The organism is Curtobacterium sp. ABR8, from assembly GCF_057812125.1.
In genome coordinates this window covers 1,538,227-1,553,337 of sequence record NZ_CM173818.1, presented here as the reverse complement: position 1 = coordinate 1,553,337, position 15,111 = coordinate 1,538,227, and the positions used below count along the sequence as shown (strand labels likewise).

Below are 15,111 nucleotides of genomic sequence, written 5' to 3'. Positions count from 1 at the left end.
AAAGCGACAGATCCCTGCCGATGGTCGGCGGGAATCTGTCGCTTCGGCGGATCAGACGAACGTCAGCGGCGGACGGCGTCGATCTTGAGCATCTTGGCGATGACCGAGTCGAGCTCGCTGTCGTCGAAGACCTGCTTCCAGTCCTCCTTGATGAGCTTCTCGCGGCCGTAGCCCATCGCGATGTGGCAGGCGTCCGAGAACGGGTTCGAGCCGCGCAAACCGTTGGTCAATGCAATCCAGGTGTGGCCGTAGAGCATGGCGCGGGCGGCCTCGCGGGGCACGCCGACACCGGTGACGGTCTCCTCGAGGGCGTCGTTGAGGAAGTCGCCGATCATGCAGGCGATGGTCTCGACCAGGGTCGGCTCGAGCACGGCGAGCTGCTTCACGGTCACCCAGTGCACCTGGATGACGGGTGCGTACATCGTGGTGATGACGGCCTCGGAGATCGCCTTGGCGCGGTCGCCCTCGTCGCCGAGCGACTCCGAGGCGTCGAACGCCGCGATGACCTCCTGGGGGGCGGCGATGCCACCGAAGGTGTCGTCCCACTCGGCCTTGGTGGTGCGCTCGAGGAACACCGACGGGTGACACGGGTGCGCCACGGCGTAGTGGATGTCCTCACGCTTGGCGAGCAGTCCGGCGTAGGCGGCGGCCGGGTCGAGCGTCAGGATCGTCGCGCCCGACTTCATGGCGGGGACGAGCTGCTCCGAGATGCTGCCGAGCAGGACGTCCGGCACGGCGAGGATCACCACGTCGGCGACCTTGGCGGCGTCGAGGCTGTCGGTCAGCTCGCGGCCGAGAGCCTGGATGCGCTCCTGGCCCGCGGGCGAGGCCTCGCTGTAGAGCGTCGTGTACTCGCTCTTCGCGAAGTTGTTCGAGACGCGGGTGCCCATCTTGCCGCCGGCACCGATCACGGCGACGGTGACGTCGGCCGTACCGGATCCGGCAGCGACGGTGTGGGTGGTGGTGACGGTGTCGGTCATGATTCCTTGCTCCTGGTGTACTCGATGGTGTGTTCGGTCCACGCCGCCTCGATGCGGGTGGTGGTCTGTGCGGGCGTCTCGCCCGGGTGGGCCTCGGCGCCGGCGTGTGCGTCCTGCCACGGCAGCCAGAACTCGATGACGCGGTTGATCCCGCGGGCGTCGGGGTCGATCGCGGTGCGGACGGCGTCGTGGTCGACGACCCCGGTGCCGATCGGGACGCCGGTGTACTGGAAGCCGACCCACCCCGGAGACCGGGTGAACCCGGAGTCCTTGACGTGCCAGTTGACGACGTGCGGTGCGGTCATCGCGACGACGTCGGCGGGGTGTTCGAGCCGTGCGACGGTGTTCGCCGGGTCCAGGCAGATGCCGAGCCGGTCGGAGCCGATCGCCTGCACCACCGCGACGAGGTCGGCGGTGGCGACGACCTCGTACGTCTCGAGGGCGAGCGTCACCCCGGCCGCCTCGTAGGCGGGGATCGCCTGGCGCAGGCGGTGTTCGGTCTCGACGGCGTCCGGCTGGTCGTCGCCGCTCGTCCACATCGACCGGACGAGCGTCGCGCCGAGCACCTGCGCGATGTGCAGGTACCGGGCGAGGTGCGCCGGGTCCGTGCCGCGGGTACCGACCTCGAGCGTGAGCCCGAGGTCGTCTGCGAGCGTCCGGATCGCGGTCAGCCGGTCGTCCGACGCGGTGTCGAGCGGCAGGTGGTCGCAGATCTGGAACAGGTCGACACCGTCGTGGGCGGCAGCGTCGCGCAGGGCGTCGTCGAGGGACATCGGCGCGTCGACACGGTCGGACATGCGCCAGGAGTAGGCGTAGGTGGAGAGGCCGAGCAGGGAGGTCATGCGCTCGCCCCCAGCAGTTCGGCTTCGTCGAGGATCGTGCGGATCGCCGCGGGGTCGTGGGCGAAGCGGCCGAGGAACAGGCCGCCGATGCGGCCGTCACCGCGCGTGAGCAGACCCGGTCCGGCGCTGCCGCCGTAGATGACGACCGAACCGGCGAGCTCCGGGCGGGTCGACAGGTGCTGCTCGATGCCCTCGAGCACCGCGACGATGTGCTCGTCGGGCGCGGGCTGCGGCGCACCGATCGCCCAGACCGGCTCGTAGGCGGCGATCACGGGGCCGGCGAGCCCGTCGGCGACGGCCGTGGCGACGAAGCGGTCCAGCTGCGCGGTGACCTCGGCGACGGCGGCGGACGGGTCGCCGTCGGCTGCACAATCGGTCTCGCCGATGCAGATGAGGGGACGCAGCCCGTTGCGGAACGCGGCGTGCACCTTGCCGGCGATGTCCTGGTCGGACTCGTGGAACAGAGAGCGGCGCTCGGCGTGCGCGATCTCGACCAGGTCGACCCCGATCTCGCGGAGTTCGCGGCCCGACACCTCACCGGTGAAGGCGCCCTCGTCGGCCCACGCCAGGTCCTGCGCGCCGAGGAGCACCGGGGTGCCCTCGAGCACGGCGTGCACCGGCACGAGCGACGGGAACGTCGGGATGACGAACAGCTCGACCGCGCCGGACTGCACCGCCGGGTGGGTCCGGGCGATGTCGGCCACGGCGGCCGCCCACTCGAGCGTCCGGGCGTGCCCGAAGTACATCTTGAGCGACACCCCGATCGTGATCGGGGCGGCCGCCGTGGTCGCCGGCATCAGGCGTCGGTCCCGACCGGGGCCGAGCCGTCGTAGGCACAGATCGCCGCGACCTTCGATGCGCTGGCACTCGAAGCGTCGAACGTGTAGCCCAGCCACTCCTTCGCCATCCGGCGCGCGACCTCGACGCCGACGACCCGCTGCCCCATGCAGAGGACCTGCGCGTCGTTCGACAGGACCGAGCGCTCCACGCTGAACGAGTCGTGCGCCGTGACCGCCCGGATGCCGGGGACCTTGTTCGCCGCGATCGCCACACCGAGTCCGGTGCCGCAGATCAGGATCGCGCGGTCGGCCTCGCCGTTCGCGACCAAGCGTGCGGCGTCGACCGCGACGTGCGGGTACGCGGTGTGGCCGTCCGCGTCGACGCCGACGTCGACCACGGAGACGACGCGCGGGTCGGCCTGCAGGTCCTGCTTGATGATCTCCTTGTAGTCGAACCCGGCGTCGTCCGAGCCGACGACGATGCGGAACTGCTGGTCACTCATGCGGGTGCCTTTCGTGGTGGTGTGGGTCAGGCGGGGACGGAGACGGTCGACAGGACCGCCGCGGTGATCAGGGCGAACGAGATCGCGCCGGCGTCGGGGGTACCGACGGCGTCCTCGCCGTGGGTGCGAGCGCGGCCCATCTTGGGCAGCAGGTCGGCGGTGGCGTCGGCAGCGGCCGTCGCGGCGGCGGACGCGGCCGACCAGGCGCTGACCAGGTCGTCGCCGGCCGCGACGCGGTCGGTGAGGACCTGGTCGAACGGGACGATCGCGTCGACCATGGTCTTGTCGCCGGGGACGGCACCGAAGGCGAGGACCGCCTCGACGGCCGCGTGCACGGCCTGTGCGACGGTGGTGGCTGACGGACGCTGGTCGTCGCCGAGGACGCGACCCAGTGCCTCCAGGGCGGCTCCCCAGATCGCACCGGACGTGCCACCGGCCTTGTCGGACCAGGCGTCTCCGGCGATCGCCAGGACGCTGCCGGCACCGGCGCCGCGCGCGGCGGCGTCCTGTGCGGCGCGGTCCGCCGCGGTCGAGCCGCGCTGCATGCCGATGCCGTGGTCGCCGTCACCGGCGACGGCGTCGATGCGGCCGAGCTCGTCGGCGTGGTCGTCGATGGTGACGCGGATCGCCGTGATCGCCGCGGCGACCCGAGCGGCGGACGCCTGCGACGCCTCGGTGCCGGGCGTGACCGGCGCCTGCTCGTCCGCGGCGAGGGTCTCGGGTGCGACCGGCTCCTGCGGGACGGCGCCGCCCTTGCGGTACGCGGGACTGTCGGCGGGCGCTGCCCAGAGCTGCTCGAGTTCGTCGTCGAGCCAGAAGAGCGTCAGCGAGACGCCGGCCATGTCGAAGCTCGTGACGAGTTCGCCGACCTCGGGTTCGACGACCACGACGCCGGCCGCGGTCAACCTGCGCTGCACGGCGTTGAAGACGACGAAGAGCTCCTCGTACTTGACGCTGCCGAGCCCGTTCAGGATCGGGACGACGCGCTGGCCTGCGTGCGCGTCCACGGTCTCCGGCAGCTCCGTCAGGAGCTTGTCGACGAGCAGGTCGGCGAGACCGTCGGCAGTGGGGACGTCGGCCTCGGCGATGCCGCGTTCCCCGTGGATGCCCATGCCGATGGCCATCCGGCCCTCGGGGACGGTGAAGAGCGGCTCGTCGGCGCCGGGCAGCGAGCATCCGGAGAACGCGACACCGAAACTGCGGGTGCGGTCGTTGGCGCGGGTGGCGATCGCGGTGACCGCGTCGAGGTCGTCCCCGCGTTCGGCCGCGGCGCCGGCGACCTTGAAGACGCACAGGTCACCGGCGATCCCGCGGCGCTTGTGCGCTTCGGAGGTCGGAGCGCTCGCGACGTCGTCGGTCACGCGCACCGTGCGGACCTCGATCCCGCTGTCGGCCAGTGCCCGCGCCGCGGCGTCGAAGTTCAGCACGTCGCCCGCGTAGTTGCCGTAGCTCAGCAGCACCCCGCCGCCGTGCTCGGCGGCCTTCGCGACCGCCGTGACCTGCTGGGCACTCGGGCTGGCGAACAGGTTGCCCATCGCCGCACCGGCGGCCAGGCCGTGCCCGACGAGTCCGCCGAACGCCGGGTAGTGGCCGGAGCCGCCACCGACGACGAGCGCGACGGTCCCCTCGGGGCTGGTGGTCGAGCGGGCGACGCCCCCGTGCACCTTGCGGACCCGGGACTGGTTCGCGGCCACGAAGCCGTCGACCATCTCGTCGGCGAAGTCGGCGGGGTCGTTGAACAGGCGGGTCATGCGTGGGTCTCCTGGGTCGTGGTCGTCGCGCCGTGCGCCGCCGCGTCCGCGTCACGCTGCTCGTTCCGCTTCGTGCTCCGGCCGAGCACGAACATCAGCACGCTCGAGAGCACCATGAAGAAGCCGACGATGAACATCGGCACCTGGTAGCCGCCGGTCCACCCGCTGACCACACCCGTGATGTACGGGGCGGCGAAGCCACCGAGGTTGCCGATCGTGTTGATCAGCGCGACCCCCGCGGCTGCTGCGGCTCCGGTCAGGAACTGCGTCGGCACGGTCCAGAAGTTCGGCAGCGCGGCGAAGATCGCGCAGGCGGTGACCGCGATGACGGCGATCGTGGTGGCCGGGCTGTTCATGTACAGCGCGACCGGGATGCTCAGGCCACCGACGAGCGCGGGGACGGCGATGTGCCAGACCCGGACGCCGCGGCGGAAGGCGTCACGCGACCAGAAGTACAGGACGACCGCGGCGGGGACGTACGGGATCGCCGTGATCATGCCCTTCTGGAACAGGTCGAACGTGGTGCCGAACTGTTCCTGGAAGCCGTCGATGATCGTCGGCAGGAAGAAGCTCAGCGCGTACAGGCCGTAGATGAAGCCGAAGTACACCGCCGCGAGCATCCAGACGCGGCCGGAACCGAAGGCTGCACGGAGACCGCCCTTGGCGTGACCGTCTCCCCCGCTCTTCTCCTTGTTCTCCTTCGCCAGGGCACCTTCGAGCCAGGTCTTCTCGTCCTCGTCGAGCCACTTCGCCTGCGACGGCTTGTCCTTGAGGACGAAGAGGCACAGGATGCCGACGACGATCGCCGGGATCGAGACGCAGAGGAACATGAAGCGCCAGCCGGCGAGTCCGCCGAGCAGCCCCTCGTGGGTCATCAGCCAGCCGGCGAGCGGGGAGCCGATGACGCTGGTGAGCGGCTGCGCCAGGTAGAACAGCGCGAGCATCTTGCCGCGGTGGCGTGCGGGCACCCAGGTCGACAGGAACAGGATCGCGCCGGGGAAGAAGCCCGCCTCGGCGATGCCGAGCAGGAAGCGCAGGCCGACGAGCTGCGGGTAGTTCTGCACCCACGTGAAGAGCAGCGAGACGATGCCCCACGTGATCATGATGCGGGCGAGCCAGATGCGCGCGCCGAACTTGTGGAGCGCCAGGTTCGAGGGCACCTCGAGCACGAGGTAGCCGATGAAGAACACGCCGGAGGCGAACCCGAACTGGGCGGCGGTCAGACCGAGATCCGCCTCCATGCCGTTCGGGGCCGCGAAGGAGATCGCGGTGCGGTCGAGGAAGTTGATGAAGAACATCAGTGCCACGAACGGCACGATGCGGATCGCGATCTTGCGGATGGCCGTCTTCTCGACGACCGAGGTGGGGATGCCTCGCGTGGCGGGGATGTCCACGATGACTCCTGCTCGGTGGGGGTGGTACGACTCCGACCCGTGCTGCTGCGCCCGGGTGGAGCGGACGCATCGGTGCGCCGGATCCAGTGTGCGGATTCCAGTTCGACTTGTCAACCGGTTGACCAGAGCACGCAGGCCCAACCGGTTGACCGGACGGTACGCTCACTGCATGCCCGCGTTCAGCCCGGACGATCCCCTCAACATCCGACTCGAACTCGAGTCCGTGCCCGCGGGATCGCCCGCCTCCGAGGTCGCCCGACAGCTCGTGTCCCTGCTGACCGCGGGTGAACTGGCACCGGGCTCGCGGCTGCCGTCCGAGCGGATCCTGGCCGAACGGCTCGGCGTCGGTCGCTCCGCCGTGCGCGAGGCGCTGGCCGCCCTCGAGATCCTGGGCATCGTGCAGATCCGCCCCGGCTCGGGCACGTACCTGCAGGGCGGCACCTCGGACCTGCTGCCGACGACGCTGTCGTGGGGGCTCATGCTCGCCTCGAACCGCACCCGCGAGCTGCTCGAGGTCCGGTCGTCGCTCGAGCGCACGGTCGCGATCCTCGCCGCGCAGCGCGCCACGCCCGAGCAGGTCGCCGAGCTCGGCGAGTACCTCGTCCGACAAGAGGCCACCCTCGACGACCCGGAGGCCTTCATCGACGCCGACGTCCGGTTCCACGTCCTGCTCGCCCGAGCCGCGGGGAACGACGTGCTCGGTGATCTGCTGCAGAGCCTGCGGTCGATGCTCAGCGTGTGGGTCGGTCGCCGCGTCCAGACCCGACAGGCCACCGAGGCGGCCTACGAGGAACACCGCGCGATCTACGAGGCACTGCGGGCCGGCGACGTGCCCGCCGTGCAGCGGGCGATGGACGAGCACATGGCCACTGCGAGCGCCCGCATCGAGAACGCGGAGCCCGTCCCGCCCGTCGAGTAGCGGGCGGGAGGCGGGCGCGCGGCGGGCGCGCTTCGTGAGCAGAAATGGTCGGGTCCGTGACGACGACCCGACATCTTCTGCTCACCATCCGGCGGCCGGGAGGCGCGGTGCGCGTCCGCCTCGCACGGTGCGTCGTTGCCGGGGTGGCAACAGGGCTTGGCTCTGGCCCGGCACGTGCGCTGGAGTGGGCGCATGCACACCCACGACGACAGCGCCGCCACCGCGTCCACTCCCGCGCGGGAGTGGTGGGAGCAGCGGTACGCGGAGCGCGACGGGATCTGGTCGGGTCGAGTGAACGCGGTGCTGGCCGACGTCGCCGCAGAGCTGCCACCGGCGCCGGGCGACCGTGCGCGCCGTGCGCTCGACCTCGGCTGTGGTGAGGGCGGCGACGTCGTGTGGCTCGCCGAGCAGGGGTGGGACGCCCTCGGGATCGACCTGTCGGTGACGGCGATCGAGCGTGGCTCGCGGGCGTCGGTCTCCGCCGGGGTCGAGGACCAGACGGCGTTCGTCGCAGCGGACCTCGCCACCTGGGAGACGGCCGCGCGGTTCGACCTGGTGACGGCGTCGTTCCTGCAGTCGTGGCCCGTGGAGATCCCGCGCGCGGAGATCCTGCGACGAGCCGCCGGCTTCGTCGCGGTCGGCGGGCACCTGCTCGTCACGGCGCACGCTGCACCTCCGCACGACGACCTGCCCGTCGAACTGCGGGAGTACCGGTTCCCGACGCCCGACGAGGACCTGACCGCGCTGCAGCTCGACGACACCTGGGACGTCATCGCCGCCGAGCTCCGGCCGCGCACGGCGAGCACACCCGACGGCGACCCGCACCAGGTCGTCGACAGCGTGGTGCTGGTCCGCCGTTCGCGCGGGTAGCGTCGGAGCGGTGAACACCGACGACCGCCTCCGCACGATCGAGGTGGGCGTGGGTGCCGTCGAGATCGCCGTCGCCGTCGAACGCGACGGCGCCGGGACCACCGCGACCTCGTCCCCTCGCCCGTACCTGCACCCGGTGCGGACCCTCGGCCGTACCGTCCTCACTGCCCACCACCCGGCCGACCACGAATGGCACTGCGGTGTCGGGGTCGCGATCCCGGACGTCGACGGCGTCAACTGCTGGGGCGGTCCCACCTACGTGCACGGTGAGGGCTACGTCTGGCGCGACGACCACGGCCGGGCCGACGTGCTGCGTGCCGAGCATCTTCCGGCTCCGCGCGGCGGCGGTACGGTCCAGGAGCTCGCCTGGCGCGGCCCCGACCACACGGTCGTCCTGCACGAAGACCGGACCCTCGCCTGGCGTGCCGTCGACTCCGGGTGGGAACTGAGCTGGTCGTCGTCGTTCCGGGCTCCGGGCAACGACATCGTGCACCTCGGCAGCCCCGGCAGCAACGGTCGGGTCGGTGCCGGCTACGGCGGGTTCTCCTGGCGGTTCGCCGCGTGCACCGACGTGGTCGTCCGGTCCGCTGACGCGGAGGGCGAGGAAGCGGTGCACGGCTCCGTCGCCCCGTGGATCGAGTGGTCCGCGACGTTCGAGGGTGCCCCGGCGACGGTCCGGCTCGAAGCACTCGACCACCGTGACCCCTGGTTCGTCCGTGTCGCGGAGTACCCGGCCATCGGCTCGGCCCTCGCCTGGCATGAACCGGCGCTCGTGCGCCCCGGCGTCCCGCTCGTCCGCTCCTTCCGCGCGACGATCACCGATGGTGCCGTCCTGCCCGGCAATACGCTGGACCGATGAGCACCGCAGACTGGGAAGCCCGCGTCGCCGCACTCTGGGCCGACGAGACCATCGACGACCAGCAGCGCATCGAGCGGATGCGCGAGCTCGCCGCAGCTGCACCGCACCCGGCCCTCGGTGCCTTCGAGCTCGGCGGCGCGAACGACTCCGGCGGCCACGAGGCCGAGGCCGACGTCCACTACGCAGCGGCCGCGGCCGCGGGACTCGCGGACGTCGATCCCGCCCGTGCCGCGCAGATGGTCGTCCAGCACGCCTCGACCCTGCGGAACCTCGGCCGGATCGACGAGGCCATCGCGATGCTCCGCGACGCACCGGAGCACCCGTCCACCGGCGCCGCGCCGAAGGTGTTCCTCGCGCTCGCCCTGCACAGTGCGGGCCGTCACGACGAAGCGCTCCGGGTCGCGATCGAGGCCGTCGAGCCGACGCTCCCCCGCTACAACCGTTCCGTCCGCGCCTACGCCGCTGCCCTCACCGACGCCTGACGGTTCCCGCCCCGCCCCGCCGCCGCTCGGTGTCGGGTCACCACGACGCACTCGTGCCGTTCGCGACCCGACGGCGAACGGGCGAAACACCGTGGTCCGTCCAGCATCCGACCCCGGCATTTCGCCCGCTCGAGCCGTCGGGAACCCCCACCCCACCCGCGAACGGGCGAAACATCCGGGTGTCCACGGCGCCCAACGCTGGCATTTCGCCCGCTCGCGGGAACGGGCGCTCGTATTCCAGCGGATGCATGCGAGTTGCGGCATGCCTGCACGAGCGGGCGAAATGCCCGGGTGGAGGGGCCGCGCACCCCGGTATTTCGCCCGCTCGCCCGCTGACGGGCCGGCGCGCTGACGGACAGCGGGCTGACTGGCAGCGGGCGCACGCTGGCGGACGCCCGCGCACGAGAGCGACGCACGCGACGCGACCGCAGGGCGGACGGGAGGCGCGGTGCGGGCCCGCACCGCGCCTCCCGTCCGTCAGCGGGGACCGTCTAGGGCCGCGCGCCCTCCTGCTGCCCCGTCACCTGCGCAACCGGCAGGGAGTCGCTCGTCGTGCGGAGTGACTCCTGCCGGAGCTCGAGCTGCGTGACGGCGAGGGCGGCGAGGTCGTGCAGGTTCGCCAGGTCGGCTTCGGTCGCCTGCCGCGGTTTCGTGTCGAGCACGGCGAGCGTCCCGATGGGGGCTCCGTCGTGCTTGACGAGCGGCACACTCACGTAGAACCGGATGCCGAGCGGCCCGGTGACGAGCGGGCTGTGCTGCATCTCGGGGTGTGTGGAGCCGTCGGGGATCACAACGGGGACCGGCACCGGGGCGAACCCGTTGCGGAAGTTGATGTGGCGCGCTGCTTCGTCGACACCCTCGGCGATGTACGACTGCGACCAGGCGCGGTCCTCGTCGAGCACCTCGACCAGGGCGATCGGGGCGTCGAACAGGCGGGCGGCCATCGCGGTGGTGCGGTGTAGGGCCTCGTCGGGCAGGGTGTCGAGCGTCGCCGGGCGGGCCGTGTCGGCGTCGGCACGCGGAGCATCGGCAGCGGCGGCGGGAGCCGACGCCGAGGTGTCCACGACGTGGTCGGTACCGGCGGTCTCGGCGATGACGACGTCGCGCAGCAGCGTCACGAGTTCGGCACCGGCGGGGCGTGCGGACGGGTCCTGTGCGGTCATCGCGCGGAGCAGCTGCTTCCAGTGCTCGGGCAGGGGCTCGGGGACGACCGGGTCGCGGGACAGCCGGGCGACGGCGGACTCGACGAGCGAACCGGGGAACTCACGGCGCCGAGTGAAGCACTGCAGCAGCACGAGGCCGAGTGAGTACACGTCGCTCGGGCTCCCGACGTCGCCGCCTCGGGCCTGCTCGGGGCTCAGGTAGGCGGCGGTGCCCGTGGTGACACCGTCGGCGGTGAGCCGCTCGACGCCCGCGGCGAGCGCGATGCCGAAGTCGGTGAGCCGTGCACGGGCACGGTCGGAGTCGTTGCCGTAGTCGACGAGCAGGATGTTCGACGGCTTGATGTCGCGGTGCACCACGCCGTGGCTGTGGATGTAGTGCAGCGCCTCGGCCATGTCGTAGCCGATCTCGGCGATGTGGCGGGAGGCGAGCGGGCCGACAGCGAGGCGTTCCTCGAGGTCCTGTCCGACGACGAGTGCCATCACGAGGTAGCGCTGGTGGGTACCGTCGTGGCCGGTCACGACCCCGGTGTCGAGCAGGCTGACCAGGTTGTGGTGCTCGAGCGAGGCGAGCACGCCGAGCTCGGCCTCCTGCCGTGCGATGTCGACGGTGCCGGCGTGGAACACCTTGACGGCGACGGGGCGGTGCAGGCTCTCGTCGATGCCGCGGTACACGACGGACATGCCGCCCTGACCGATGGCGTGTTCGAGTCGGTAGCGCCCGTCGAGCAGTGGGGCCGCGGACTGGGTGTCCTCGGTCGGACTCATCGAACCTCGTTCTCGGTGCGGGCAGGCGTCGGTGCATCCTCCCATCCCGACGGGGATCGTGGTGGCCCGCGGCGTTCTCCGGATGGACGCCGCCGGCGCACCCGGCTCGGCAGCCCGTCACCGCCGGTGCGTCGCCACCGTGCTCACCCGCAGGTCGTCGAACGTGCTCGTGAACCCGGCACCGCCGAGCGAGATGAGCCCGATCCTCGGCGAGCTGCCGAGGTCCGCTGTCCAGGTCCCACCGCGCACGAAGTGCCGCCCGTCGACACTCGTGTACGCCGTGTACCGGTGCTCCCCGCGGACGGCCCGGTGCACGATCCGGAGCGTGGTGGTGTCGCCGACCGGACCCACGACCGTGTTGCCGTAGCTCGGTGCCGCGGCCGGTTGCCCGGACACCTGCTTGCCGAACTCCGTCTGCCGGGTGTTGAAGATCGAGTTCGACGTGAGCCGGACGTAGTTGCCGTCGTCACCCCACACGATCAGTCCGCCCTGCACGTAGTTCACCCCGTCGCCGGTGGCGGGGGTGTCCACCGCGACGGTCGTCTGCAGCACGTAGTCGCCCCGCGGCGCCGGTTCGGACAGGACCGAGGCGAGTGGTGTCGCGGGCGGGTGGATGTCGGCGTCCTGCGTCTGCCAGCGGAACGTACCGCCCGCGACGGTCCAGGTCGAGCGGTCGGGTTCGCGCGTCCAGCGGAGCGCCGCGGGGAGCGTGCTCCCGTCGAACGACGTCGACGACGCGCGGATGGTCCTTCCGGGCACGTCGACCGGTGCAGTGGTCGCCCGGTAGGTCGCACGCTGCCCCGGCTGCGCGACCGGCCCCGGCTGCACCGTGTCGGACGGACCAGCACCCCCGCGCACGACTGGCCAGCCGTGGCGCCAGTCGAGCGGATCGATGAGCGCTGGCCGCTTCGTGTACGTCGGCTGCCCGGCGTAGTACGGGTCGCCCCGGTCGACCGCGTGGTAGATGATCCAGTCCTGGCCGGCGAGGTCGGTGACCACCGTGTTGTGCCCGGTGCCGACCCAGCGGTTGCCGTTCTGCGCGAGCAGGGGGGTCCCGCCGACCCGGGTGCTCGTGATCGCGACACCGTCCTGGTCGGTGAAGGGTCCGAGCGGGCTGCGCGACCGGGCGACGAAGACGCCGTACCCGGTGAGTGCGCCGTTGCAGCAGTTCGTGGCGGAGCCCGTGAAGTACCACCAGCCGCCGTGGCGCATCAGGTAGGCGCCCTCGTACCGGTTGTCGATCGCGATCTGCCGTTCGCTCGCGGGGTCGGACCGGAGCCCGTCGGCGCTGAGGGTGCGGACGTTGACGCCACCGAAGTAGCTGCCGAAGTACAGGTACGTGGTGCCCTTGTCGGTGATGACCTCGGGGTCGAATGCCCATCGCTGCCCGGTGCCGTTCGCGGCCGCTTGCGGAGCGACGACGGGGCCCCCGGAGTCCGTCCACGGACCGGTCGGGCTCGAGCTCGTCGCGACGCCCACCGCGGATCCCCCGCCGGTCGCTGCCGATGCCGAGGGCGTGTCCGACGCGGCGTAGTACAGGTACCAGGTGCCGGGACGACCACGCTCGCCCGCGCGGTACACGACGTCCGGTGCCCAGATCCCGTTGGCGGACCCGACCCACGCCGGTCGTGTCGGGAACGCGTCGTTCACGTACGTCCAGTGCGTCAGGTCGGTCGACCGGTACGTCGGCACGCCGTGCTGCACGAGGGAGCCGTCCGCGTTCTGCTCCGTCGCCGTCAGCGCGTCGGTCGTGCAGTACAGGTACCAGTTGCGGTCACGTCCGACCCCGCGGATCGCGGTCGGGTCGGCGCAGCTCGCCGCCGTCTCGCCATCGGGCAGGCTGAGCGCGACCGGGTTCCGGTGGGTCGGCGCGGCGGTGCCGTGTCCCGCGCTGCTGTGTCCGGTGGTCCGGTCCGCCACGGGCGCGGACGCTGCGGCGGCGCCGACCGGGAGGCCCGTGGCCGCGACCGCCGTGAGCGTCGCGACGGCGAGGATGGTTGCGACTGTTCGGCGCACGGGGTCCTGCTCTCATCGTCGAGGAAGGGCTGCCTGCGCGAGCGTACGCTCGCGGGCAGCGGACCGGGCCGGTTCCGTCCGGTTCCGCGCGACGAAGGAGTCAGGGATGCCCGCGAGGTTCGTGTACTGGATGAACGTGTCGATCGACGGCTTCGTCGAGCGCGACGAGGGCGAACTCGGCGACGTCGATGGACCCGAGTGGATGCGGATCGACGAGCCGCTGCACCGCGAGTTCAACGCCCGCGCGGCCGCGATGACCCTGTCCGTCGAGGGTCGGGTCGTCCGCGACATGATGGACCCGTTCTGGCCGGACGCCCGCACCGACGAGTCGATGCCGGCGTTCATGCGCGAGTACGGCGAGATCTGGACCGACCAGCCGAAGATCCTGGTCTCACGCACCCGGACCAGCGCCGACCACAACACGCGGATCATCGGCGGCGACGACGCGATCGCGCAGCTCGCCGTCCTGCGCGAGGAGTCCGAGGGCGACATCGGTGTCGGCGGCCCGAACCTCGCGACGCAGTTGCTCGACGCGGGGCTGCTCGACGAGCTCCTGCTCTACACGCACCCCGCGGTGCTCGGCGCCGGCCGTCCGCTGTTCGATCCGCCTGCCTCGGGTGGACGGCCGCCGGTGCTGCTGGACCTGCTCGAGCAGCAGCAGTACCACAACGGTGTCACGCTGCACCGCTACCAGGTGCTGCGCTAGTCACTCCCCCGTCGGGCCTGCTCCGACGATGACGAGCCGCCAGGCGCTCGAGCGGTCGCTGTCGAAGTCGTTGAAGCCGATCGCATCGACGTCCTTGCTCGCCATCGCGGTCAGGTCGATGCGGTGCGGACTGTCTCGGCACGCCATCGCGGCCAGTTCGAAGCTCCCGGACGCCTCTGCGGCCGTCGTCCGCACGATGCCGCGCATGTGCCCGTTGCCGTAGCACGAGAACTCGAGGTGGTCGATCGTCTGCGAGGCCGGGAACTGCAGCCGGACGCCCGGCTCCACGTCCTCCGGATCCTCGTTGCCGGGGGCGGCATCGGCGCTCAGCACCCCGAGGACGGCGTCGTCGGTCTCGGTCCTCGCCTCCTGCTTCGCCTGCCACGCATTGAGGGCCTCTTCGTCGACGGGCGGCGCCGACGTGCAGCCGGCGAGCAGGGCCACGACAGCGAGCGCCGGCAGGACCAGGGCGGAGAAGCGACGGCCTCGTGACATCAGTCGGTGTCCGTGCCGGCGCTGACGACGAGCACCTGCCACGCGCTGTCGCGGTCGCTGTCGAAGGCGTTGAACGAGATGCTGTGCACGTCACGCTTCCAGGTGCGCGGGAGGTCGACGCGCTGCTGCCCATCGCTGCACCGCATCGGGTCGGTCGACGTGGTCCGGGACGTCGCCTCGGAGGTCGTCGTCACTTGGCCGCTCATCCGGGCGCCGCCGAAGCAGGAGAACTCGAGGTGGTCGATCTGTTCGGGGTGCTCGAAGGTGATCGTGATGCCGCGCTGCAGTTCGCCAGAAGCATCGGTCTGTCCCTCGCCGGTGTCGACCCGGGAGTACAGCGTGGCGAGCGCGTCGTCGCCGGCCCGGACTTCTCCTGTGCGTCCTGCCACGCGCTGAGGGCCTCTTCGTCGACGGGCGGCGCCGACGTGCAGCCGGCGAGCAGGGCCACGACGGCGAGCGCCGGCAGGACCAGGGCGGGGAGGTGTCGCACGGTGCGAGCCTAGCGACGCCGTGGGGTCACTCGTCGCACGAGCAGTCGATGCGTGTGCAACGTGCGACGTCCCACCTGTCGATCGACAGGTGGGACG

General features: G+C 71.6%; 15 protein-coding genes. 5 read left to right on the top strand and 10 right to left on the bottom strand.

What is annotated here, in order from left to right; all coding sequences use genetic code 11:
* Positions 1 to 62: 62 nt before the first annotated feature.
* From ACXKZB_RS07555 to ACXKZB_RS07530, 6 genes are read right to left on the bottom strand one after another with little or no spacing between them, the layout of a single operon-like run.
* Complete coding sequence (locus ACXKZB_RS07555; RefSeq protein ID WP_488825477.1) at positions 63 to 980, bottom strand: phosphogluconate dehydrogenase C-terminal domain-containing protein; 918 nt, start codon at positions 978 to 980, stop codon at positions 63 to 65.
* Positions 977 to 1,822, bottom strand: a complete 846-nt coding sequence (locus tag ACXKZB_RS07550) for a sugar phosphate isomerase/epimerase family protein (protein WP_488825476.1) — start codon at positions 1,820 to 1,822, stop codon at positions 977 to 979. Before ACXKZB_RS07550 ends, ACXKZB_RS07555 begins: the two co-directional genes overlap by 4 nt.
* Positions 1,819 to 2,619, bottom strand: a complete 801-nt coding sequence (locus ACXKZB_RS07545) for a triose-phosphate isomerase family protein (protein WP_488825474.1) — start codon at positions 2,617 to 2,619, stop codon at positions 1,819 to 1,821. The genes ACXKZB_RS07550 and ACXKZB_RS07545 overlap by 4 nt, the downstream gene beginning before the upstream one ends.
* Positions 2,619 to 3,104 carry a ribose-5-phosphate isomerase gene (locus ACXKZB_RS07540; RefSeq protein ID WP_111086530.1) on the bottom strand — a complete coding sequence of 162 codons (486 nt, stop codon included), beginning with the start codon at positions 3,102 to 3,104 and terminating at the stop codon, positions 2,619 to 2,621. Before ACXKZB_RS07540 ends, ACXKZB_RS07545 begins: the two co-directional genes overlap by 1 nt.
* A gap of 26 nt (positions 3,105 to 3,130) precedes the next feature.
* Positions 3,131 to 4,855 carry a dihydroxyacetone kinase family protein gene (locus ACXKZB_RS07535; RefSeq protein ID WP_488825473.1) on the bottom strand — a complete coding sequence of 575 codons (1,725 nt, stop codon included), beginning with the start codon at positions 4,853 to 4,855 and terminating at the stop codon, positions 3,131 to 3,133.
* Entirely contained in the window at positions 4,852 to 6,249 is a 1,398-nt protein-coding gene (locus ACXKZB_RS07530; RefSeq protein ID WP_488825472.1) for an MFS transporter, read from the bottom strand. The genes ACXKZB_RS07535 and ACXKZB_RS07530 overlap by 4 nt, the downstream gene beginning before the upstream one ends.
* A gap of 169 nt (positions 6,250 to 6,418) precedes the next feature.
* Between ACXKZB_RS07530 and ACXKZB_RS07525 the strand changes: the two genes are divergently transcribed.
* The 4 genes from ACXKZB_RS07525 (at position 6,419) to ACXKZB_RS07510 (ending at position 9,379) form a co-directional block, all read left to right on the top strand.
* Complete coding sequence (locus tag ACXKZB_RS07525; RefSeq protein ID WP_123314411.1) at positions 6,419 to 7,168, top strand: FadR/GntR family transcriptional regulator; 750 nt, start codon at positions 6,419 to 6,421, stop codon at positions 7,166 to 7,168.
* A 192-nt stretch (positions 7,169 to 7,360) separates the two neighbouring features.
* Positions 7,361 to 8,038: a class I SAM-dependent methyltransferase gene (locus ACXKZB_RS07520; protein WP_488825470.1), complete on the top strand. Its 678-nt coding sequence runs from the start codon at positions 7,361 to 7,363 to the stop codon at positions 8,036 to 8,038.
* A 10-nt stretch (positions 8,039 to 8,048) separates the two neighbouring features.
* Positions 8,049 to 8,897: a DUF6807 family protein gene (locus ACXKZB_RS07515; RefSeq protein WP_488825469.1), complete on the top strand. Its 849-nt coding sequence runs from the start codon at positions 8,049 to 8,051 to the stop codon at positions 8,895 to 8,897.
* Positions 8,894 to 9,379, top strand: coding sequence for a tetratricopeptide repeat protein (locus tag ACXKZB_RS07510; RefSeq protein ID WP_488825468.1), 486 nt, complete (start codon positions 8,894 to 8,896; stop codon positions 9,377 to 9,379). The genes ACXKZB_RS07515 and ACXKZB_RS07510 overlap by 4 nt, the downstream gene beginning before the upstream one ends.
* 491 nt (positions 9,380 to 9,870) lie before the next feature.
* Here the strand turns inward: ACXKZB_RS07510 and ACXKZB_RS07505 are convergent, their stop codons facing one another.
* Positions 9,871 to 11,307, bottom strand: a complete 1,437-nt coding sequence (locus tag ACXKZB_RS07505) for a protein kinase domain-containing protein (RefSeq protein ID WP_488825467.1) — start codon at positions 11,305 to 11,307, stop codon at positions 9,871 to 9,873.
* Between the two features lie 117 nt (positions 11,308 to 11,424).
* A complete protein-coding gene (locus ACXKZB_RS07500) occupies positions 11,425 to 13,323 on the bottom strand; it encodes a family 43 glycosylhydrolase (RefSeq protein ID WP_488825465.1) in 1,899 nt (632 codons plus the stop codon).
* 106 nt (positions 13,324 to 13,429) lie between these two features.
* Between ACXKZB_RS07500 and ACXKZB_RS07495 the strand changes: the two genes are divergently transcribed.
* On the top strand, positions 13,430 to 14,029 hold the full coding sequence (locus ACXKZB_RS07495; RefSeq protein ID WP_488825464.1) for a dihydrofolate reductase family protein: 600 nt from the start codon (positions 13,430 to 13,432) through the stop codon (positions 14,027 to 14,029).
* Here the strand turns inward: ACXKZB_RS07495 and ACXKZB_RS07490 are convergent, their stop codons facing one another.
* Together ACXKZB_RS07490 and ACXKZB_RS07485 are read right to left on the bottom strand one after the other, a co-directional pair.
* Positions 14,030 to 14,524, bottom strand: coding sequence for a hypothetical protein (locus ACXKZB_RS07490; RefSeq protein ID WP_488825463.1), 495 nt, complete (start codon positions 14,522 to 14,524; stop codon positions 14,030 to 14,032). It abuts the gene before it with no gap.
* Positions 14,524 to 14,913 carry a hypothetical protein gene (locus tag ACXKZB_RS07485; protein WP_488825462.1) on the bottom strand — a complete coding sequence of 130 codons (390 nt, stop codon included), beginning with the start codon at positions 14,911 to 14,913 and terminating at the stop codon, positions 14,524 to 14,526. The genes ACXKZB_RS07490 and ACXKZB_RS07485 overlap by 1 nt, the downstream gene beginning before the upstream one ends.
* Between the last annotated feature and the right edge of the window lie 198 nt (positions 14,914 to 15,111).